Annotated in this window: 17 protein-coding genes and 1 riboswitch; of the genes, 11 read left to right on the top strand and 6 right to left on the bottom strand. The window is 57.8% G+C overall.

The window, feature by feature from the left end:
* Entirely contained in the window at positions 1–723 is a 723-nt protein-coding gene (gene rnc, locus HIJ39_RS11510) for a ribonuclease III (protein ID WP_169099806.1), read from the top strand.
* A 700-nt stretch (positions 724–1,423) separates the two neighbouring features.
* Positions 1,424–1,933: a GNAT family N-acetyltransferase gene (locus HIJ39_RS11505; RefSeq protein ID WP_169099804.1), complete on the top strand. Its 510-nt coding sequence runs from the start codon at positions 1,424–1,426 to the stop codon at positions 1,931–1,933.
* A gap of 816 nt (positions 1,934–2,749) precedes the next feature.
* Here HIJ39_RS11505 and HIJ39_RS11500 read toward each other — a convergent pair.
* The 3 genes from HIJ39_RS11500 to HIJ39_RS11490 form a co-directional block, all read right to left on the bottom strand.
* Positions 2,750–5,350: a transglycosylase domain-containing protein gene (locus HIJ39_RS11500; RefSeq protein ID WP_169099802.1), complete on the bottom strand. Its 2,601-nt coding sequence runs from the start codon at positions 5,348–5,350 to the stop codon at positions 2,750–2,752.
* A 1-nt stretch (position 5,351) separates the two neighbouring features.
* A complete protein-coding gene (locus tag HIJ39_RS11495; protein WP_169099801.1) occupies positions 5,352–5,870 on the bottom strand; it encodes a zinc-ribbon domain-containing protein in 519 nt (172 codons plus the stop codon).
* Positions 5,871–6,032: 162 nt separating this feature from the next.
* Complete coding sequence (locus HIJ39_RS11490) at positions 6,033–6,587, bottom strand: hypothetical protein (RefSeq protein WP_169099799.1); 555 nt, start codon at positions 6,585–6,587, stop codon at positions 6,033–6,035.
* A gap of 162 nt (positions 6,588–6,749) precedes the next feature.
* Here HIJ39_RS11490 and HIJ39_RS11485 point away from each other — a divergent pair, with 162 nt between their 5' ends.
* The 3 genes from HIJ39_RS11485 to ftsY are packed head-to-tail and all read left to right on the top strand — an operon-like array spanning position 6,750 to position 11,405.
* Positions 6,750–7,016, top strand: a complete 267-nt coding sequence (locus HIJ39_RS11485) for a stage V sporulation protein S (protein WP_169099797.1) — start codon at positions 6,750–6,752, stop codon at positions 7,014–7,016.
* A 24-nt stretch (positions 7,017–7,040) separates the two neighbouring features.
* The gene (gene smc / locus HIJ39_RS11480) at positions 7,041–10,442 is read left to right on the top strand and encodes a chromosome segregation protein SMC (RefSeq protein ID WP_169099795.1); all 3,402 of its coding nucleotides are present in this window, start codon (positions 7,041–7,043) and stop codon (positions 10,440–10,442) included.
* Between the two features lie 39 nt (positions 10,443–10,481).
* Positions 10,482–11,405, top strand: a complete 924-nt coding sequence (gene ftsY / locus HIJ39_RS11475; protein WP_169099840.1) for a signal recognition particle-docking protein FtsY — start codon at positions 10,482–10,484, stop codon at positions 11,403–11,405.
* On the opposite strand, the gene HIJ39_RS11470 is transcribed toward ftsY, so the two are convergent.
* The gene (locus tag HIJ39_RS11470; RefSeq protein ID WP_169099793.1) at positions 11,402–13,834 is read right to left on the bottom strand and encodes an EAL domain-containing protein; all 2,433 of its coding nucleotides are present in this window, start codon (positions 13,832–13,834) and stop codon (positions 11,402–11,404) included. The genes ftsY and HIJ39_RS11470 overlap by 4 nt on opposite strands.
* A 131-nt stretch (positions 13,835–13,965) precedes the next feature.
* A riboswitch (cyclic di-AMP (ydaO/yuaA leader) is annotated at positions 13,966–14,091 on the top strand.
* A gap of 80 nt (positions 14,092–14,171) precedes the next feature.
* Here HIJ39_RS11470 and HIJ39_RS11465 point away from each other — a divergent pair.
* Positions 14,172–15,395 carry a glycosyltransferase gene (locus tag HIJ39_RS11465; protein ID WP_169099791.1) on the top strand — a complete coding sequence of 408 codons (1,224 nt, stop codon included), beginning with the start codon at positions 14,172–14,174 and terminating at the stop codon, positions 15,393–15,395.
* The gene (locus tag HIJ39_RS11460) at positions 15,364–16,110 is read left to right on the top strand and encodes an HAD family hydrolase (RefSeq protein ID WP_169099789.1); all 747 of its coding nucleotides are present in this window, start codon (positions 15,364–15,366) and stop codon (positions 16,108–16,110) included. The genes HIJ39_RS11465 and HIJ39_RS11460 overlap by 32 nt, the downstream gene beginning before the upstream one ends.
* Positions 16,111–16,182: 72 nt before the next feature.
* On the opposite strand, the gene HIJ39_RS11455 is transcribed toward HIJ39_RS11460, so the two are convergent.
* Both HIJ39_RS11455 and HIJ39_RS11450 read right to left on the bottom strand, forming a co-directional pair.
* Positions 16,183–16,863 (bottom strand): HisA/HisF-related TIM barrel protein, encoded by a 681-nt coding sequence (locus tag HIJ39_RS11455; RefSeq protein ID WP_169099787.1) that lies wholly within the window; start codon positions 16,861–16,863, stop codon positions 16,183–16,185.
* 38 nt (positions 16,864–16,901) lie between these two features.
* A complete protein-coding gene (locus tag HIJ39_RS11450) occupies positions 16,902–18,269 on the bottom strand; it encodes an ammonium transporter (protein WP_169099785.1) in 1,368 nt (455 codons plus the stop codon).
* A gap of 74 nt (positions 18,270–18,343) precedes the next feature.
* Here HIJ39_RS11450 and HIJ39_RS11445 point away from each other — a divergent pair, with 74 nt between their 5' ends.
* From HIJ39_RS11445 to ffh, 4 genes are all read left to right on the top strand, one after another.
* Entirely contained in the window at positions 18,344–18,550 is a 207-nt protein-coding gene (locus HIJ39_RS11445) for a hypothetical protein (protein WP_169099783.1), read from the top strand.
* A gap of 67 nt (positions 18,551–18,617) precedes the next feature.
* A complete protein-coding gene (locus HIJ39_RS11440) occupies positions 18,618–18,956 on the top strand; it encodes a hypothetical protein (protein WP_169099781.1) in 339 nt (112 codons plus the stop codon).
* 162 nt (positions 18,957–19,118) lie between these two features.
* Positions 19,119–19,439, top strand: a complete 321-nt coding sequence (ylxM, locus tag HIJ39_RS11435; RefSeq protein WP_338055155.1) for a YlxM family DNA-binding protein — start codon at positions 19,119–19,121, stop codon at positions 19,437–19,439.
* Positions 19,432–20,769 (top strand): signal recognition particle protein, encoded by a 1,338-nt coding sequence (gene ffh, locus HIJ39_RS11430; RefSeq protein WP_169099779.1) that lies wholly within the window; start codon positions 19,432–19,434, stop codon positions 20,767–20,769. Before ylxM ends, ffh begins: the two co-directional genes overlap by 8 nt.
* The last annotated feature ends 232 nt before the right edge of the window (positions 20,770–21,001 follow it).

The raw sequence follows: 21,001 nt of genomic DNA, 5'->3' as shown, positions 1-21,001 counted from the left end.
ATGGCCGTTCGCACGCTATCTGAGGAAATTCATGATCCCGTTCTGCTGCGGCAAGCGCTGACGCATTCGTCATACGCCAACGAAGGATTCCGTAAGGAAGTCCACAATGAACGGTTGGAGTTTTTAGGCGACGCGGTGCTGCAGTTGGTGATTACCGAATGGCTCTATCAAAAGAATCCCACGTGGCACGAAGGGCAATTGAGCCAGGCGCGAGCCGCCATTGTGTGTGAAGCCACCTTGGCGGAAGCTGCCGAGACCCTGAATGTGGGACGGGAACTGCGGCTTGGCCGGGGTGAGGAGCGCAGCGGAGGTCGCAAGAAGCCCTCGTTGTTGGCTGATGCCATGGAGGCCATAATCGGCGCCTGCTATCTCAGCGAAGGCTATGATCGGGCGCGCACGTTCGTATTGGAGGTTATGGACTTCGCGCTGAACTCGGTCGAAGGCCGAGATGCGGGGCGCGACCACAAGACCGCCTTGAATGACTGGCTTAGGCGCCACGGCAAAGAAGCCAGCTATCAAGTGGTGGGTTCCTATGGCCCCGATCATGCCAAGACGTTCGAAGTTGAGGTGCTGGTCAATGGTGAGCCTCATGGGCGGGCCATCGGCCGCAGCAAGAAGGAAGCCGAGCAACAAGCGGCTCGGCAGTTGTTGAAGGAGCTCACCTTGGTTTCTCCGGAAGCGTCCCCGGAAAATCCGGATCCGCATCCCATGAGCCCTTCTTAACCAGCTCTTATTTTTCCTATCTCTCGAAGCCGGTCCTTATGGACCGGTTTTGTCGTGTCTTCCGGCATGGACGCGTTCTGAGGGGCGTGTTCAACGTTCATGCCTTTCTTAAAGTTTTTGCCCCTGGGTCCTAAACCCGGGGGCATGGATGTTTTCTTGTTAAAATGGTTCTGGGTTGTTGCTACTTTTTGCCTCGGGATATTTCGGATGACGGAGCGCGGAACGGTGGGGTAGTGTGTGCAAAATAGTATTCCAGCGCTGCGTGGATGATCGCCGTTTGACTCTCGCCGGCTTCGTATGACCATCGCGTCAAACGGTCTTTTAATTCCGGCGTCATGCGCACCTGGAATGCAACATACGCCCGAGGTGGTCGGTAATAACTGGCCACAATGTTTCTCCTTTCAGTGAGGCGGTGTCTGTATCCGGTATCATGCACGCACAGAACTATGAGAGATATCTTGATAGCAACTATGATTGTACGGGTTTGATTATCCATCAGCCGACGTCCTAACGCAAGGGGGATCTGGCCAAGACGTCGTCGAAAATGGGGCTTCTTCATCAATTAGCGGGGACCAATGCATGCGCGAGGACGAACCTGTGTCGCGTGCGATTCTGGACCAAGCCGGCACGAGTGGGCTACGGCAGCAAACGCATGCCGTTTGCTAAACTCGAAACGCGCCAATCCCTGAGGAGGTTTTTCATGAACGGTGTAGTTGCGACGACCCAGCGACTGAGCCTTCGCCGGATGACGTACGGCGATCGGGCCAATCTGCTTCAGATTTTTTCAGACCCGGTGGCGATGCAGTACTATCCATCGACGATGAATGAAGAAGAGACGATGAGATGGATCCGGAGAACGCTCGCCAACTATGATACCTATGGGGTCGGCTTCTGGGTGGTTGAAGACAAAGCCACCGGCCGGTTTCTTGGTCAATGCGGTATTATTCCGCAAGATCTCGACGGCACCCGGCACATGGAAATCGCTTATTTATTCGTGCGCCGCGAATGGGGCCACGGATATGCCACGGAAGCAGCCTCCGCGTGTAAGCAGTATGGGTTTGACACCATGGGCTACGCTAAACTCATATCGCTGATTGATGTCCGGAATGCCCCGTCTATGCGGGTCGCTGAACGGATCGGCATGCGGGTGGAAAAGATCATCATTAAGTGGGCAAAAGAAGTCAGAGTCTATGCGATTTCCGCTGGCTGATGCCATTTATGCAACGAGTTCTCGGTTGCATGTTAGCCCGGGGTGCGCCGAGGTTTCGGGCGATGCTCGGTAAACGCTTTTATGTTGACGTTATGGTGTTGGAGGGATTCCATCGAGGTTCTCACTGTCCGAGATTGGCCGTTTAGTTGGCGTCGATCCAGCGATCCCATGTGATGTTGCAGCGGTCGGCGGAGGGTCCCTGAATGAGTCATACCGCGTGCTCATCGGTACCAAGCCGGTATTTGTCCAGTCCCATCCCAACCCGGTGCCAAACGCGTTTGAAGTGGAAGTCGCGGGATTTCGCCTCCTCGCAGCCACCCCGACGGTGATGTGCCAGAGGTGATCACGATAGATTCCCACTATCTCATCCATTCTTGGGCGAAGACCGATTTCTCGCACAAAGACCGAGCACGACCAGCCGAGCGCTTGGGAACGCAACTCGCCCTATTGCATGAGGTGCCCGTGGGAGCCGACGCCCTTCCCATGGGCAACGTGGTCGGGGTGGTTCAACCGAAAAGCCGTCCTTACCGCGATGTCGATGATTCGCAACGGGCATTCCGGTGTGGCCAAACACCCGGACATCGTAGGTATTGCGGATGACATCGACTAGGGCGTAGTCCATCCAGCCCTACGCCAAAAGTGACGCGTTCTTACGAAGACGTTCAGTCCAAACGGAATGGGGCCTCCTGAGCGTGGCCCACAACCTCTTAAAGCAAGCGACCCTCGCTTACTAGGAGCGAGGGTCACTCGATTTTCATCGGGGTCCGCCCCAGTCACCCGTGCGGGTGGCGATTGAGACGGCCCCTTCAGGTATCTCTAACCGTTTGGTCCGCCAGGGCCGCCATTTCCCGGCCCTCCGTTGCCCGGGCTAGGACCACCGCTCGGGCTGTCGGAGGACGAGGGGGGCGAACTGGGCAAGGTCGTCCCGGGGGGTGGTGAACTGGGGCTTTGACTCGACGGCGGCGAGGACGTCGATCGCGATGGCGGCGACGAGCTTGACGAATGCGAAGAGTGGCTGCTCGATGAGGACGAGTTTCCAGACGGACTCGAACCCGGAGTGCATTTCTGGGTTGGCGGCCACTGGGTATAGCTCCACGGCTTAGGCTCAGGAGCCTTCCAATTGGGCGGCGGGATCAGGAACACCTGGGAGATGGCCGGTCCACAGCCGGGCTGCCAGAGTACTTTGGGATTGGAGGCCAAGACTTTCAGCCTTACGTGGGTATGACCGGTCGTAGTCGGTTGGGTGCCGTTGATGAACCAAGCCCCCTCAATCTCGTTTTTAGGCGTCAAGGCACTGGCCAGCTTGCCCGAGGTGATGGAAACGTTTGACACGTACGTCACGCCGCTCGGGCGCTTAAAGTGTTCCACCGGAATGTGTTCCGCCTGATTAACCTGCTCCATAATTTGCTTCCAAATCGGACCCGCGGCAACGTCACCATACGCCAGACCGTTCGGGGTACTTGGCTGACGGTATTCTCCCATCTTGTTGCCCTCCCAAACGCCGACCACCATTTGGGGTTCATAGCCCATGAACCAAGCGTCGCGTTCCCCGTTGTTGGTTCCCGTCTTGCCCGCCGCTGGGCGGCCGATGCCGAGTTGCACACCCGTGGGGTAAGCGCCGGGTCCAATGCCCGGCAATTCTCCCGGATAGAGCACTCGCTCCATCATTTTGTCCATGATGTAGGCCACCTGCGGACTAAAAATGGTGGTCCCTTGGGGCTTTTGGGAGTAGACAACCGACCCGTTGGCATCAACCACTTTTGACACCCAGATTTGCTTCATGCGCGTTCCGCCGTTGGGGAAGGTCGCATAAGCGCGGGTCATCTCCTGAACGTTGACGCCCCCTTGGGCAAATCCACCGATGGCAATGCCAGCACTTTGCGCATCCACTGCCGGCAGCGTGCTGATGCCGAACTTTTGGGTGGCAAAGTTGTAGCCGTTTTGCAACCCAATCTGCTCCAGCAGATGGACCGAGGCGTCGTTGTCGGAAATGGCCAGCGCGTCCCGCAGATCGATGTAGCCCCGATAGATGCCATCGTCGTTCCTCGGCCACCACTGACCGTTGACCTTGACTGTGGGCACGTCGTTGATGACCGACAGCTGGGTGTAGCCCTGCATGATGGCTTCGGTGTACTCCATCAAGGGTTTGATGGAGGAGCCACTTGACCGCAGCGCCTGCTTGCTGGTCGCCAAGTCTTGACCAAAGGCGGTGCTGTAGGTGCGGCCGCCAATGACAGCCCAAACAGCTCCGGTTTTGGGATTTTCCACCATGGTCGCCGCCTGGTAGTCGGGATTGGACCCGAAGTTGTAGTTCATCCAATGGTCAACCGCGTTTTGGGCGATATTATAGACGGTGGGATCCAATTTGGTGTAAATCTTGAGGCCGCCGTTATAAATTTCTTGCTGCGTGAATCCCTTTTTTTCCAAAACGTGGATGACGTGTTGGATATACCAGGGGTATGGGAATGGGGTCGCTTGCCCCGCCGTGGTGATTTTCTGCGGCGAGAGGTGCAGAGGGGCGTCATAATAGGTTTTGACCTGAGACGGCTTGATGTAGCCATACTTGGCCATCTCCTGCAGCACCTCGAGCTGCCGCGCCTTCGCTAACTTGTAGTTCGTAATCGGATCGTACAAAGACGGGGCTTGAGGAAGACCCGCCAGTACCGCTGCCTGCGGAATGGTCAGCTGACTGGGGCTCTCGTTAAAGTAGGCTTTAGACGCCGTGGCAATGCCATAGGCGCCATCGCCCAAATAGACTTGATTCAGATACATGTCGAGAATTTGCTGCTTGGAATAGCTCCGTGCCAGCTCAAGTCCCAAGATGATCTCCTGGATTTTGTAGGTGATGGAGCGGTTGTCATGCAAATAGAGCATCTTTGCCAACTGCTCGGTAATCGTCGAGGCTCCTTGCAGTGAACCGCGGTGCAAGAGGTCGACATAAGCGGCGCGGAAAATAGAGCGCAGGTCAAAGCCATCATTTTTCCAGAAGTTATGGTCCTCGGTGGCGACCAGCGCGTTTTGCATGTTCGGCGAGACGTCCTTCAAAGGCACGTCGATGCGGTTGGTCGAAAGGTGCAAGGTGGCCACGGGTTTTCCAAATCGGTCATAGACAACCGAATCCTGTCCCGCCGTGGTAAGGCTGACCAGGTTCCCCACCGGCGGCATGCTGTGCAAGGCCTTCAAGGTTTCGTAACCAGCTCCGGCAATGCCCAGAACCGCCATCGCGGCAATGGCTAAGCCCACCGCTCGGCCCCAACGGAATTGGCGCGGGGCCTTGGCGTTAGGTTCGGCCGTTTTTTTCGCGGCACCGCGGCCCTTTTTGGCCGGCTTAACGGCCGATTTGGGCAGTTTGCGACCGCAGTGACGGCAAAATTGGGAGCCAGCAGCGTTTTCTTGGCCGCATCGTGGACAACGCAAGCTAATCCCTCATCTCCTCGTTGAGCGTTTCGGCGTGTTCAGTGGGAGACTCAGCGGCATCATCCGCTGCATTGGCGTTTTGCTGGGATGCCTCAGGGGCTTTAGGTGCCGCCACAACCAGCACCAGCCCAAAGAGAATCCATGCCAAGGCGGACCGGATATTTCCCGCTAGCCCGACCACAAATCCCACCGCCGAAAAAATTAAACCAACGACCCAGAACAGGCGGGTTAAGCTTACACGGGCACTAAATTGGTGCCAGTCAAATGAGCGCTGTGGCGCCTCGTCATCATCAGCGGACAGATCTGCGGGGGTCTCATCCGGCTCATCAATTGGGGCCTCATGGGTGCGGCGGCGCCGGAACCGAAAAATCGTCGGCTCTTCTTCCTCTAAGATTGGGTCAGTCTCGGTCTCTGCTTCGGGTGGTACGCGCCGCTCTGCTACCTCTAAAAGGTTTTTACCGCAGTTCGGACAAAACACGCTGTCAACTGGAATGTTCTCCCCACAGCTGCGACAAAACATGGCGTTCGCTCCTCTAAAAAGTTTCAAACCTTGTCATTTCTTATGACACCATTCGCGCATAATGACAGTAATTGCGGTTAATTGTAGCATAAACCCAGAAATGCCGGTTTGGCGTTACCTGGCGCTTGTTCCAAGTTTATGGAATGCTTTCGCACCAATTGCCTAATAGTGACGGATGAGTTGGAGGATTTGATACACCGGGTGGGATTTGGCATCCCGTTCCATGGTGATGGGGTGCACCACCAAGCGGTGGCTACCGGTTTGCACACTCAACCGGAGTTGCATCAAGCCGTCTGGGCCGTGCACGACAAGCCAGGGGCTCTTGAAGTTGGCATCGAAGGCGCTTAAAACCAGTAGATCTTGGGGAAGAATGGATAACATGGGTGGTCCCGGATAGCGCCAAATAAGTTCGGCGGGCGCTCCACTGGGCACTGCCAGTGTGTCCCCGTCAAAGATTGGCTTGCCCTCTGCGGTCCACCGGTCGGTGACCGGGAGCCGTCCGTAAAGTCCCGGCGCTTCGCCCAGGGCTGGGCGATTGGGTACATATTGACCATGCAGTACGGCTTTCTTAAAAGCATTGAGGCCGCTGTAGTGAAACTTATGCAACCAATAATAGACCGTCTTTTCTTCGGCATAGCCGAGTCGACGGGCGATGCGCGAGGCGGTGATGAGCGGGTCTTCAAGTATCAGATTGGCAATCTGGTCGATAACCTGCATCTTGGGGAATTCGCTTTTGAGAAGCCGGTCCCTCTACAGGAACAGTGTATAAATCCTCTGGCCCGATACAGGAAATCTGTACACCAGTTGTCGAGATCGGGCCTCGATTGCAGGGAATCGGCTTTGGGCCGCGAATAGATTAAAGAACACGGGTGGGGTAATATGCAATCCTTGCGGGTATCGGCTGCGTCCCGGCCCAAAGGCGTGGCCGGCGCCATCGTAGCGGTAATAAAAGAATCGGGTCCGCTTGAACTTCAAGCGGTGGGCGCAGGGGCGGTCAATCAGGCGGTCAAAGCGATTGCTATTGCCCGCGCATTTTTGACCGAGGAGGATTTAGACCTGGCCGTCAGGCCGGAATTCGTTGAGCTGTTCATCGATGGTCAGACCCGCACAGGCATTCGTCTTTTGGTCGAATTAATTTCGCGCTAAAAAGCTTGCCGAAGGAGTTTTTTTGTGTATTTGAAGCGGATTCAAATTTACGGATTTAAGTCGTTTGCCAAAGATGTGGCCTTGGAATTGAAGCCCGGAATTACCGCGTTGGTCGGCCCCAATGGCGGCGGAAAGTCGAACGTGGTCGACGCGGTGCGTTGGGCTTTGGGCGAACAGCGGCTTCGCGATCTACGGGCGGAGCGTTGGGAGGATTTGCTCCACCAAGGCGGTCCCGGACGTCCCGCAGCGCGGATGGCAGAGGTTAGCTTGGAATTCGACAACCATGATGGCGAGATGCCGTTATGGCCGGAGTCGCTCACCGTCACCCGCCGCTACTATCGCAGCGGCGATTCGGAGTATCTCATCAACGGTCAGTCGGCGCGGTTGAAAGACATTGCCGATTTATTTCTGGATAGCGGCTTGGGACGATTTAGCTACGCCATCATCAGTCAAGGCCGGGTGGAAGGAGCACTCCTGCAGAAGCCGCTTGAGCGGCTTGAACAGTTGCAGGAGGCGGCCGGCGTCTCCCGCTATAAAGTAAAGAAGAAGGAAACGCTGGCCCATCTGGCGGAAACGGAGGCCAAGCTGGTCCGGCTCGGCGATTTGCTGGATGAGGTGGGCCGGCAAATGGACGAAGTCCGCGAGCGGGCTGAAGCAGAGTCGCGATATCAGTCCTGGGAGGCTTTGCGGCTGGATTGGCAGCGCCGTTTGGACTATACCGAGTACCACCGCGCCATGGAGAAGAAGGCCAAGCTGCAAGAACAAGTTCAGCGGGTGGAGGAGGAGCGGCAGGCGCTGGCGCAAGAACTCGCCTCGGTTGTGGACAAGGGGGCGGCGGTCAGGGCGGAGATTCTTGAGCTGCAATCCCAGGGTGACGGCGACCTCGAGGCTCTGAAGCGGTTGGGCGAGCAGCAAACCGCGCTCCGCATTACGGAACGGGAATTGGCTAGCCGTCTTTCACACCTCAAAGAAGAGGAGATTCGGCTTAACGAAAGTTTGGAGCGGCTGGAAAGGCAGCGCGCAGAATTGGAGGCCGAGCGGCCGGAAGTTGGTCCCATTGCTCCTGAAGCGATCGCTCTCGGCGAGCGTCACCAAGCGCTTGTCCAAGAGACAAAGCATCGCGAGGAAGAGCGCCAGAGCCTTCGCCGCGAGTTGGACGGATTGGATGCGAATCTCGCCCGTGATCGCGAGGCTCGGCAGCGCTTGGAGCAGCGGTTGGCACGACTGCGGGGAATGCTTCACATGGGCGAGAATCAGGGCACGGTGTTGGAGGTGCTGGCTGCCCGCCAACACGAGGCCCAGAATCTCGAGCGCGAAGTGCAGCAGTTGACCCAAGAAGTGGTCCGCCTCACCGAGGAACGAGCTCGTTTGAAAGCGTTTCAGACCGAGACGGAACAGGCGGTATACAGCCTTCGGCATCAACTGGCGGGACGGCAGGCTCGGCTTCGCGCCTTGCACCAATTGGAAGCAGAGGGCGAGGGACTGGGGGCTGGCGTTCGGGCGGTTCTCCGCGGGCAGCATCAGAATCAAATTACGGGTGTCATCGGCACATTGGGAAGCCTCCTTGAGGTCGAGGCAGAGCTGGGTTTGGCCATTGAAACTGCCTTGGGCGGTTCGCACCAAGATATCGTCATGGAAAATGAACAGCGGGCGCGGGACGCGGTACGCTATCTAAAAACCGGATCGCTGGGGCGCGCGACTTTTCTTCCGTTGGATACGGTGCGGGCGGGACGCGTGCCAGTTGACGACTATCGGCGCTTGAGCAAGGAGCCGGGGGTTGTCGGCTGGGCGGCCGATCTTGTCTCGTATCCCCCCACTTTGCGCCCGGCCGTTCACCATGTGTTGGGACGGGTGCTGGTGGTGCAGTCGCTGGACGATGCCAGCCGGCTTGGGCCGCTGCATCATTTTCGCTATAAGATGGTGACCCTCGACGGGCAGGTCGTTCATGCTGGTGGAGCCATCACCGGCGGAAGTCGGCTGGCTCAACGAAATTCTGCGACGTCCCGAAAAGTCGAGCTTGACGAGCTCACCCGGCGGGTTCAAGAGGAGCGCAAGCTGGTAGCCGCTAAAGAGGAATTGTTGGCCTCCACCCGACAAGAGATGGAAGAGCTTGATCAGAAGATGGACGCCAATCGGGAGTTGTTGGCGGAGCGCCGCAATCAATTTCTCAATTTGCGCCAGGAATTGGCCCTGGATACGGAAGTCGGTGATCCGTCGGAACTCATGGCCGAGGCGGCCCGATTGGAGCAGAAGATTGGGGAAGCCGAGGCTAAACGCCGCGGCTTGGCTTCGCAATTGGAGAGTCTGGTGGCACGCTTAGGTACGCTCCAGACCGAGCTGAGGGAGGTGGAGAGCGCGCTTCGCGAACGTGAGCAAGGTCTTCGCGAACGGGAGCTGATTGCTGAGCGGATCGACCAGGAGATTCTCCGCGTCAACGAGGAGGAGGCGCGCTCCCGTGAGCGGCAGGAGGCTAATGGGACAGAGCGGGCATCGCTCACGGAGAAGCGTCAGGCCGCCGAGGCGTCACTGAAGGAACTGGGCGAGGAAATTCAACGGCGGGAGGCCGCCCGTTCCGAGCAGGTGGAGCGGTTCAACCGTCTAAGCCAGCAGGCGCTCGACTTAGAGAATCGGCAGCGGGTGCTGGAACTGGATGATCGGCGCATGGAGCAGAAAATCAACAGCTGGCGCCAAGAAATGATTGAAATTGCCGTGCGTTTTGAATCCTATGTGGCACCCGAAGGGGTTGAAGCGCTGAGCCGCAGCGAAGAGGACAATGCGCGGCGCGAACTGGCCCGCATTGCCTTGAGCTTGAGTGAACTGGGCCCGGTGGTGCCGGGAAGTCTCGCATTATTTGAGCAGCTGTCGGAGCGGAAGGGTTTTCTGGAAAAGGAAAGCCATGACGTGGAGGATGCTCGTCGCGAATTAAACGCCACGTTGAAGGAAATAGACCAGGAGATGGAGCGGCGGGTGAACGAAACCGCCAAGCGCGTCGAGGTCGCCTTCAACGAGGCCTGTCGCCAATTGTATGGCGGAGGTGATGGCGGGTTTACCTGGCTCGAAGGGGAGAATGCCGGGGTGGAGCTTTGGGTGCGTCCACCCGGAAAACGCCCGAGCCACTTGTCCTTGCTATCCGGTGGGGAAAAGGCTCTCGGGGGCATCGCCTGGCTGTTTAGTCTCTTGAGTGTGCGGCGTTCGCCCTTTGTGGTGCTGGACGAGGTGGAGGCGTCGCTCGATGAGGCCAACGCCTCGCGTTTCGCCCAATATGTGAAGACGTTGCATGGGAAAACGCAATATGTGATTGTTACCCACCACCGTCAAACCATGGAGGTGGCCGATGCGTTGTGGGGTGTGGCGGGCGATGGCCAGGGGCAGAGTCGCCTAATTTCCGTTCTGTTGGAGGATCAGGAAGCGGTCAACGCGCCATGAGTCGACGCAGGATGACAATGGTTGAAGAGGGGACAGAAGATGGCGGGATTCTTTGAGCGACTGCGCCAGGGTATGACCAAGACCCGTACCGGACTCGGAGACAAAATTCGGGCGCTGGTGGGGGGACGCCAATGGTCAGACAGCCTTTACGACGATCTGGAAGAAATTCTCTATGAAGCCGATTTGGGCGCCCAAGCGGTGGAGAGCATTCTCGACCAACTCCGTCAGCGTGTGCGGGAGAGTCGGCCCGAGCGTGCCGAGGATGTGCTGGATCTGTTGCGCCAAGTCATGGTATCCATGTTGGAATCCATGCCCAATCCCTATGAGTTGACCGGCACGCCGGCGATTTGGCTAATGGTGGGGGTGAACGGTACCGGCAAGACAACCACAGCGGGAAAACTGGCGGAACGGATGAAGCGGCGTGGCCATTCTGTGATTCTTGGCGCGGCCGATACCTTCCGTGCGGCTGCAGCCGAACAGCTAATGGAATGGGGCCGCCGTGCCGGCGTGGATGTGGTCCATCAGGTGGAGGGGGCTGACCCGGCGGCGGTGGCTTTTGACACGGTGAGAGCGGCCTCAGCCCGAAAGCTGGATCTGGCGGTGATTGATACCGCCGGGCGTTTGCACAACAAGGCCCACTTAATGCAGGAATTAGGCAAAATTGCCAGGGTGGTGGGACGGGAATGCCCAGGCGCTCCACATCAGGTGTGGTTGGTGATTGACGCCACCACGGGCCAAAATGGGTTGGAACAGGCGCGGGTCTTTCAAGAGGCTGTCAATGTGACCGGAATCGTCCTGACCAAACTGGACGGGACCGCGAAGGGCGGAGTCGCTTTCGCCATCCACCAGGCCCTAAATATCCCCATCGGATTCGTGGGCGTGGGGGAAAAACTGGACGACCTCATGACGTTTGATCCCGAGGGCTATGTGCGGGCGATTTTAGGGATGGAGGAACCGCACTAGTCGCCCCCCCGTTCAAAGAGCCAAAATCCGCTGTGGACGGTCACCTCAAAAGGTCCATCAAGATTGAATCGGCCTGAATCGGTCAGTTCCAAATACTGATGCGCTTCGACATCCAAACTGGCTAACCAGACGCTTACGTCCTTAATGGTGGGGAAGACCAGGGTTTCGTCAGCTTCACCGGTTCGAATCAAGGAGAGGTTGTGGCGCTGGGTCAGGGCCATGAGTTCCTCCTCTTCTAAGCTGGGTTCAGGGTGGCCTAAATGGTTCCATAATTTCTCAATGGGATCGCTGTACTCGGCGCGGCGAATCATGGCCAAGGCGACCTGGCCCGCGCTTCGAGTGATGCGAGCCATTTCCCGGAGGACCTCCTCCGCCTCGCCGGAAGGGAGGGCCCAGCCTAGAAGAGTCAAGTCGGCCGATTGGCTCACGATGGGTAACTGGTCGGCAGGCGTGCGCAAGAAGTGCACCCGCGCTCGGGGATTGTAGCGCTGCCATTGACGATAGAGACGCGTTAAATATTGGCCGTTGCTATCCGCCCCGAGATATTGCGCCTCGCTACCCAATCGTTCTGAAAGTCCTCCGACAAAACCGACTTGTCCGCGCCCCGCGTTAACCTCAACCACGGCCAGGCCCGGCTCCGGATTGATGAAATCGACGAAAGCTCGGCGAATGGCCGGTGCTTTTGTTTGTTGGACCAGCCGATCCAGGTACAACCCAGCAGCCAGGCGCTGTTCGATGGGCTGCCATAGTGCGCGACGGCCGTTGGCGGTGAGCACGAGCTTAGATCCGTTGGGCGTGGTCAACAAGAACCCTTTATGCTCATAAAGACGTCGATCGGCCAAACGGATTGCGTCTTGAAGCCCGCCTTTCTGGAAGGCGGCCACACCATAGGAGAACGTCGCCGGGACCTTCGAGGAGGAACTCTCAACGGCGGAGAACTCGGCCGCTAATTTTCGCGCCAAGGAGTCGGCTTGACTTTCGGTGGTGTCTTTAATCGCAATCAAAAATTCATCGCCGCCATAGCGCACCGCCACGGCCGAATGCTCTTCGGTGAGACCGTGGATGATGCGGCCCATATCAGCCAGCAAGCGGTCTCCCTCGAGATGTCCAAATAAGTCATTGACCTGCTTCAAGCCGTCAACGTCCAAAAAAATAACGGCCCCCTCAACATGACGCCAGGCGGCTTGTTCGCTTTCCCACCAGGCGCGCGTGGGCAGACCGCTCACTGGATCCTTGCCCAACAACGCGGGCAGCGCATTGTCGGGCGATCCGCTAATTAAGGTCGCCAACTTGTAGAGCCCCGGACGGTTTCCAATGCGGATGCCGACCAACATGAGGCGGGCTGACACATTCTGGCCGTCATTGCGGTGAACGCGCACGCGTTGCTCCAACGTTTCACCTACGCCCAAGTCGCCGGGCAGGATAACGGAAACGCGTGTCATTCCAGGCTCGTCGGACGCGAGTCCAAGAGCTTCCTCCGCGGAGGCCAGCGCCACATGTTCCAACGACGTTCCAAAGTGTCTCTCAGCCCGGAGGTTCATGCCCACCAAGCGGTTGTCACGGTCTACGATAAAGGCGGGAAAAGGCCACAAACTGTACATGATGTCGCCGATTTCTTGCACCGTCAACAAGGGTGAGCCGGTCGGGGCCGACGGCGACCATTCCGGCGGCAAGAAAACACTGAGGGCGGACTCCAGTTGGCTCCGGTCCATCGCCTTTAGCGTCTTCAGCCAAAATTCCGCGGGCTGGGGCTTTCCCAGCGCGAATCCCTGGAGGTAGTGGACGCCTAATTGAGCCAAGGGAGCTATTAGGGAGGCATCTTCGATGCCCTCCGCGATGAGTTCGGCGTCCACTTCCCCGGCGAGCCGAATCCAGCGCAAAAGGGGCTCTGGCTTGCCGGCTGCCCACTGTTGGATGACGCTCCCCGCAATTTTAACAAAGCGAGGGCGGATCCACTTCAGGCGGGCAGCATCGGACTTGCCAGTGCCAGCATCGTCTAAGGCTAGCTTAATGTCGCGTCGGTGCATGCGCCCTACGCCGGCCGCTACTTGGTTGCGTTCTTCCACTTTTTGCTCGGTGATTTCCATGACCACGGCGCGGCGACGACGAAAGGCCGCAATGGCGGAACCAACGGAGCCGAACGGTCCCTCGGATTGGCCTAAGTGGTTGGGGTTTAAGTTGACGAACAAGAGGCCCGGCAGGGCTTGGCCTTGGCGGAGGGCCTCTTGAACCGACAGACGGTCCAAGGCGACACCCAGATGGCTTTCCTCCGCTGCCCGGAATACGGCGTCGGGCGGGGCATCAGGAAAACGGGCGAGCGCTTCAAAACCAAGAAGGGTGCGGTCTTCGGCTTTCCAAATGGGTTGGAAGTGATGGGTCATGTGGCGTGATGTCAAAATTTCTTGTACGAGATTATGAAGTGGCACCATGGAGTCCTCGTTTATCCGACTTTTTCTCTATGGTATCGCGAATTGGAGATATCAGGAATTTTTAAGCAGCAAATGGGCGGCCAGGCCATCGCCCGATTGAATCGGGAGGCCAGTCGGCATATAATGGAGGTACCTTGAAAGCGCCGAATTCGTGTGAAGCGGAGGACCCAGTCAGATCGGGGTGAATTGTTTTAACAAGGGGCACGACCACGGCCCTAACCCGTCAGCTAACTTCGTAGGCGTTGGGGGCTCAAGGTGTCTTCCCATATCGGTGTCCCTCTCCCCCCGGGGTTCCTGGGGTTTTTTTCTGCCCAGGTTTTTGAGGGAGGAATGCTTGATGATTCGTCGTGTTTTACAAATTTCCCTGCATGCCGATCCGCTCACCTATGGTGACAGCGGGGCGGTCGGCGGCCAGCAGATACTTATTCGGGAACTGGTTAAGCACATACAAGCGCATGGCTACGGCGTGGATGTGCTCACCGCGCAGAAAAACCCGTTGTGGCCGGAAAAATTTAGTCTGGGCCATTTGGGGCAAGTGGTACGTCTTCAGGAAGGACTGGAGAAAAACAATGAAGCGGGCTGGTCAGAGGTTGTCGATGCGCTGAGCGAGCAGGCATTGGCCTGGCTTAAGGAAAGCGGGCGGTCGCATCAACTGATCCACAGCCATTACTGGATTAGCGGGTTGGTGGCGGAACGGATTCATCAAGAAACCGGCCTTCCTTGGATCCATTCGCCAGTGAAGATGGCCGAGTGGACCCAGCGCCCTGGAGAAATGCTGCAAACTGAGCGGGTGGAGGTTGAGCGTCGACTGTTGCGTGAGGCGACCGCAGTGGTGGTGTCGTACCTCAGCGAGGCGGACATTATTCACCAGGCCAACCCGTCACTTCCGGTCTATGTTGTCCCGCCGGGCGTCGATCCGACGCAATTTTTCAGCCGAGACGCTGGTCCGGTACTGCGAACGCTAAGCTTGAAGCGTCGTCCAGTCATTTATGTGGGACGGCTTGAGCTCGCACGCGGCTTGCGTCAGGCATTAGAATCGCTTGGCCGACGAGATCTGCCCGAGGATTTTGTGCTTCTGGTACTAGGAGGCACGCGTCGGGAGGTCCAACACGGCGAGCCCGTTTTGGCGGATCTCCGAGTCCTGAAAGAACGGCTCGGCACGCACGTGCAGTTTGTCGGCGGGATGCCGCATCGCGGAGTGGCGCCATATATCGCTGCCTCGCAAGTGTTAGTGGCTCCCAACCAAGGGCCTACTCTGGGCATGGCGGTGTTGGAAAGCTTGGCATCGGGCGTGCCGGTTGTGGGTACCCGCGTACCCGGTGTGCAAGATTGGGTGGAGTCCGGGACGAACGGGTTTTTAGTTGAGCGCAATGACATGGAGGGGCTCTGGGAACAGGCTCTCGACTTGTGGGCAGACCCCACCAAGGCTCGTAGGATGGGAAGTCGTGGTCAAGAAAAGGTTCATGGCTCTCATACGGTGGCGCATATGGCCGAGCAGATGGTGGCCTGTTATCAGGAGGTGACCGGTAATGGCAGGGATCAAGTGGGTGTTGGCTTCTGACATTGACGGCACCTTAATCGGTTGCGGGGGCGAAGCGGAACTGGCCGCTTTTCTCCATGCGCGTCCTGAGATTGGGGTCATTTACCTCACGGGCCGTACCCGCGCCAATGCCGAGACGATGCTCAAAAGGCATGGGTTTCCGGAGCCTTTGGCACTGGCGACCGATATCGGAGCGGATGTGTACTGGGGTCCAGACTTGCGGGTTGACGAATCCTGGGCGTTTCAACAGCGCCGTGATTGGTCTCCGAGACGCGTAATGCGCACCCTCGATGAGGTTTCGGGGGTGGAGTACCTGGGGCGCAGTTCGCATTGGCGTCTGGCCTACCGCGTCGACAGCTATCAAGCGCTCGGCGAAGCCCGAACGCGATTGGTCCGGGCCGGGGTGATGCACCGAACACTATGGAACGACGAGGAGCGCCGGTTAGACATTGTGCCTCGTGGCGCCTTCAAGGGCCGGGCTCTGAAATACATCTTGGGACGGTTGAATTTGCGCGCTCAACAATGTTTTGTGGCCGGTGATGCGGAAAACGATGTCGACTTGATGGAGGGGCGCTACCGGGGCGTTCTGGTCGCCAACGGCACCTTGGAGATTAAGGAATCGCTTCCACCGGTGATTGTTCGTGCACGCTACGAAGGTGCGTTAGGCGTGCTGGAGGGGCTGAGACAGTTTCTCGATGAGCCGCTCATGCCCGAGGAATCCGAAAACGCAGGGTAACGGCCTTCGCGTCATTACGGGACATCATGCGTAAGGCCGGCTGTGCACCGGCCTCACGCATTTTCTGGGTTGTTAGCCGTTGATGAACGGGGGATCAGCCAACTGCTTTAATGACTCAAAGCTGAGCGAACCATCATAGAGCGCCTTTCCGACCATGATGCCGGATATGCCCAGTTGTTTCAGGCGCCGGACCGTTTCGAGGTGACGGATTCCACCGGCTGCCCAAACCCGTAGTCCCTCAGCCTGACAACGCTTCACGGCCTTTGTCTGAGACGGGAACACGGTCGGGGTGCTCCAGACTCCCATCAGCAGCACGTCGCGGACTCCCGCAGCGCTTGCATGCCTAAGTGATGTCTGAATGGGGGGGCTGCTGGTTTCATCGAGGCCGGCGGCTACCATCAGGTGGGATGGCGGGACCGCTTCAGCCATCATCCGAAAGAGCTCTGGTGTGCGCCAGCTATGGCTTATCACCAGTCGATCGGCGCCTTGTTGGAGCAGCACGCGAGCATAATCTGGGTCGCGTATCCCGCCGCCGACTTGGACAGGCACCAGACTGGGACGGCACCCCAGCAGCAGTGCCGGCGACGCGTGATGGCTTAGGCTCAGTTCTTCGACATGAATGCGCTGAGCGCCCTGGGAAATCCAGTGCCACGCGGCCGCCAACGGGTTGTGGCCGTGATTAGGGACGGGTTCGTAGCTAATCACGCGGCCGTAGGCGACGGGAATCGACGGCACAATCTCGAACGATGACATCGCCAACCTCCTCCGATGCGGTTTCTGTGGTCTCCTTGCTAGAAGCTTCCGAAGGCAACCTCGTCCTCGTCGTCGCCCTCGTCGCTCTCAACACTGGAGCTAATCTCCCCGTGGATTTCCCGATCACCCGCGATAAGCTCGGGTTGTCTGGCACGGAGGGGGATGACGAGACCGATGAGTTTCAAAATCCCCCAAGTCATGGCTCCGTCATAGGCGACGATGACCAGCAGCGCCACAAATTGGGCCCAGAGTTGATGGGGATTGCCATAGGCTAGACCGGTCACAGCCGCTCCGGCGGTGTGTATCCCAAGATATTCGAGCATGTGGGGATCAGCGAAGATGCCCGTCATCAGTCCTCCAATGGCACCGGCGACAAAGTGGGTGTGGAAGACCCCCAGGGTATCGTCGACTTTGCCGAAGAAGCGGGTGCGCGGCAGCCAGCGCATGGTCATCCAGGGGATGACGCTGGCGGCGACACCAATGAAGATGGCGCCATAGCCATTAACGTAACCGGCGGCCGGGGTAATGGCGACAAGTCCGCAGATCATGCCGTTAATCGCGCCGACGAGTGATGGGCGGTTGGAGGTCCAGAGGTCGAGCGTCAGCCAGCTCACTAAGGCAACCGCGGTGGCGATGTTGGTGTTGAGCACCGAGGCCGCCGCATCGGCGTTGGCGAAATACGGGTCACCGCCGTTGAAGCCGTTCCAGCCAAGCCATAGAATGCCCGCCCCAGCGAGAGCCAGAAGCAGATTATTGGCATTGAAGTCGCGCCGGTCTCCAACCAGACGCGGTCCAACCACAGCGGCCGCGACAAAGCCGGAAATGCCAGCAGCGACGTGGATGACATATCCACCCGAATAATCGACCGCCCCTAATTGGCTGAGCCATCCGCCGCCCCACAGCATGAACGCGTTGACGGTATATACCAGGGTGGACCACGCAGGAACGAAGATCATCCAGGCCCGGAAATTCATACGACCCAACACGCCGCCGGCTAAAATGGCGGGAGCGATGGCAGCGAACACAAACTGAAAGTATATCAGTGAGGATTGAGGGAACTGTAAGGAAGGCATCAAGCCGTTCAATAGGGGAACGGAAGCCTGGCCCTGTAGGTAGAGATTCGAGAGAACTGGGTGGGGAACGCCGACAAGCGCACTCAAGATGCCAGGCCCTAGTTTGAGCGGACTGCCGAAACCCATGCTAAATCCAAACAGAACCCAGGAGACCATGACAATCGCGAACGCGTACAGGACCATCATCGCGGAGTTCACGGCCCATTTCTTCTTGACAATGCCTCCGTAGAGGATGGCCAGGCCGGGGACCGTTTGCAGGCCGACAAATGTGGCCGCGGTCAGCTGCCAGGAATTGTCCCCGGGATTCAAATAATGCGGAGACGGGATGAGCATGGGTTAAACCCCTTTCTTTAGTATATTAATGAGAAATAGTAGGATGTTGTGTAAGGTATGTCAAGAGAGCTAACATGAGAATCGGAAATATTGACGTGAATATGACTAAGTGGTTATCAATATCGGCGGAATACGGGGAAATTCATCAGAATTTATGTAAGGTATTGGCGGCCGGTGCCTGGAACGGTGTGGCAGCGGTGCTTCGTGGCGTTGGCGATGGGAGGCCGACGATGGCTTTTTCGGTGGAAATCGGCCGGCGCTACACCCGATCTCGGATATAATATCGCTGAGAGTGTGTAAGCCGGGGCTTGAGTTCCCATGGCGACAGTGGGAAGGAGGGGGCGCCTCTTGGTGAAGGTGCGTTCCGTACAGTGGCATGACGAGGCGTGGGAAGTACGGTTCGAAATTAAGGAAGGGGTTTATCGGCTCGAAGACTACCCCGTGCGCATCACCCACCTAGGCCATTATGAAGTCGAAGGATTTTCAGAGCACGTGGCGGTGGTGGCCACCGGTCTCCTGCGAAGCCACATGCGGCGCGGTGCCGTGCCTCCACATGCGGTGGTGGTCAACTGGAGTCGGGTGTTGAAACTTACCCATGGAGCGTCGCAAGACGTTCACGAGGCGATTCAGAGAATCGAGGAGAGTCGCGCGAAGACGCTGGACAGTGCGGTTTCGAGTCAGTTTTAAGTCGCTTCTAAGATGACGGCCGCTCGGTAGGGCGGCCTTTTTTATGGTATTTCCATCGTCGGTTGACATTTAGGGCTGAAGACAGTACAATCGATAAGGCTGTCAAGGGAAAAACCTTGACAGGAACAGGAGGAGAGAGGGACGGCCAAGTCGCTGGATCGCGTGCGCGCGGGGTTGTTGTTTGATATGTATGGACCGCTCTTAACCGATCATCAGCAGGAGGTCTGGCAGCTCTACTACATGGAGGACTGGTCGCTGGCGGAGATTGGCGAGGCCCGCAAAATTTCCCGGGCGGCCGTCTATGATTTGTTGGATCGTACGGAAAAACTGCTGGAAGATTACGAAGCGCGGTTGGGGCTTTTGGCAGCCAATGAGCGCCGCCGAGACCGCTTTCGCACGCTTCTGGCAGCCCTAAAAGGGGTTCCCGAGGTTCGCGCCGTGGTTGAGCAGTGGGCGGAGGAGGAGGGCTTGACGGATGTTTGACGCGCTGACAGAAAAATTGCAGCAAACCTTTAAACGGATGCGCAACAAGGGGCGCCTGACCGAAGCGGACGTCAAAGAGGCATTGCGTGAGGTGCGTCTAGCCCTTCTTGAAGCTGACGTCAACTTCAAGGTGGTACGCGAATTTTTGGGCCGCGTTGAGGCCCGCGCTGTGGGTCAGGATGTGCTGGAGAGCCTGACGCCGGATCAAGCGGTCATCCGCATTGTGCGCGATGAGCTGATACAGTTGATGGGATCTCACGTGGAACGTGTGCACATGGCCTCGAACCCGCCTACGGTGATTTATATGGTCGGGCTGCAGGGTGCCGGTAAAACGACGGCCAGCGCCAAGCTGGCGCGTATGTTGCGCCATCAAGGCCGGCAGCCGCTGTTGGTGGCGGCCGACATCTACCGTCCCGCTGCTATAGACCAGTTGAAGGTGCTGGCCGACAAGATTCAAGTGCCGGTTGTCACCGAGCCTTCCAAGACGCCGGTGGAGTTGGCGGAGCTGGGGAAAGCCGCGTCACGGCGCATGGCCAAAGATGTCATCATCATCGACACCGCAGGCCGTCTGCACGTTGATGACGACCTCATGGGCGAGCTGGAAGCCATGAATGCCCGCATCCCGGCCAACGAGATGCTGCTGGTGGTTGACGCCATGACGGGTCAAGATGCCGTGCGAGTCGCCGAGGCCTTTAAGGAGCGCTTGCCGCTGACCGGGGTTGTGATGACCAAGCTGGACGGTGATGCGCGTGGTGGCGCCGCCTTGTCCATCCGTGAGGTAACCCAGCTGCCCATTAAGCTGGTGGGATCCGGTGAGAAACTGGAAGATTTGGAGCCTTTTAATCCCGATCGCATGGCATCGCGGATTCTCGGCATGGGCGATATTCTGACTCTGATCGAAAAAGCCGAAGCGTCCATGGATCGTGAGGATACTCAAGCATTGGCCGAGAAGATTACCAAGGCGGATTTCACCTTGGATGATTTTCGCGCCATGATTGATCAGGTCAAAAAGCTGGGGCCGCTCTCCAAGGTTATGGAGATGATGCCGGGAATGGGCGGCAAGATGGCTAAGATGAAGGACAAGGTGGATGACCGTAGTGTGGTGCGCGTGGAGGCGATTTTGAATTCCATGACCAAGAAGGAGCGCCAGCGGCCGGAGATTATCGATGGCAGTCGGCGGCTTCGCATTGCCCGCGGCAGCGGTACCACGGTCCAGGAAGTCAACCGCCTTTTGAAGCAGTTTGACGAGATCAAAAAGATGATGAAGCAAATGAAGGGCAAGAAGGGGCGCATGCGTATGCCGCGGATGCCGTTTCCGCCCTTGGGATGATGTGAAAGTCCCGCGGTTAAATGTCAAGATCCATTTTTCTCACGGGACAGCCGGGAAAAGCCAGGCTGAACTAAACCGTCCAGAAAGGAGGTGGTAGTAAATGGCAAATCGGTTGTCGGTCCCCTTAGTGCGGCATCAGCTTCCTTTCGTCGTAAATTTGGCCTCGGGTCAGCATCCCGTAGACCACGCCGACCAACTTGCGTGCCGTCAAGACCAGCGCCCGCTTATGCGC

The organism is Sulfobacillus harzensis (assembly GCF_012933365.1).
In the GTDB taxonomy this organism is placed as follows: domain Bacteria; phylum Bacillota; class Sulfobacillia; order Sulfobacillales; family Sulfobacillaceae; genus Sulfobacillus_B; species Sulfobacillus_B harzensis.
This window is presented reverse-complemented; position numbering and strand designations above follow the sequence as displayed.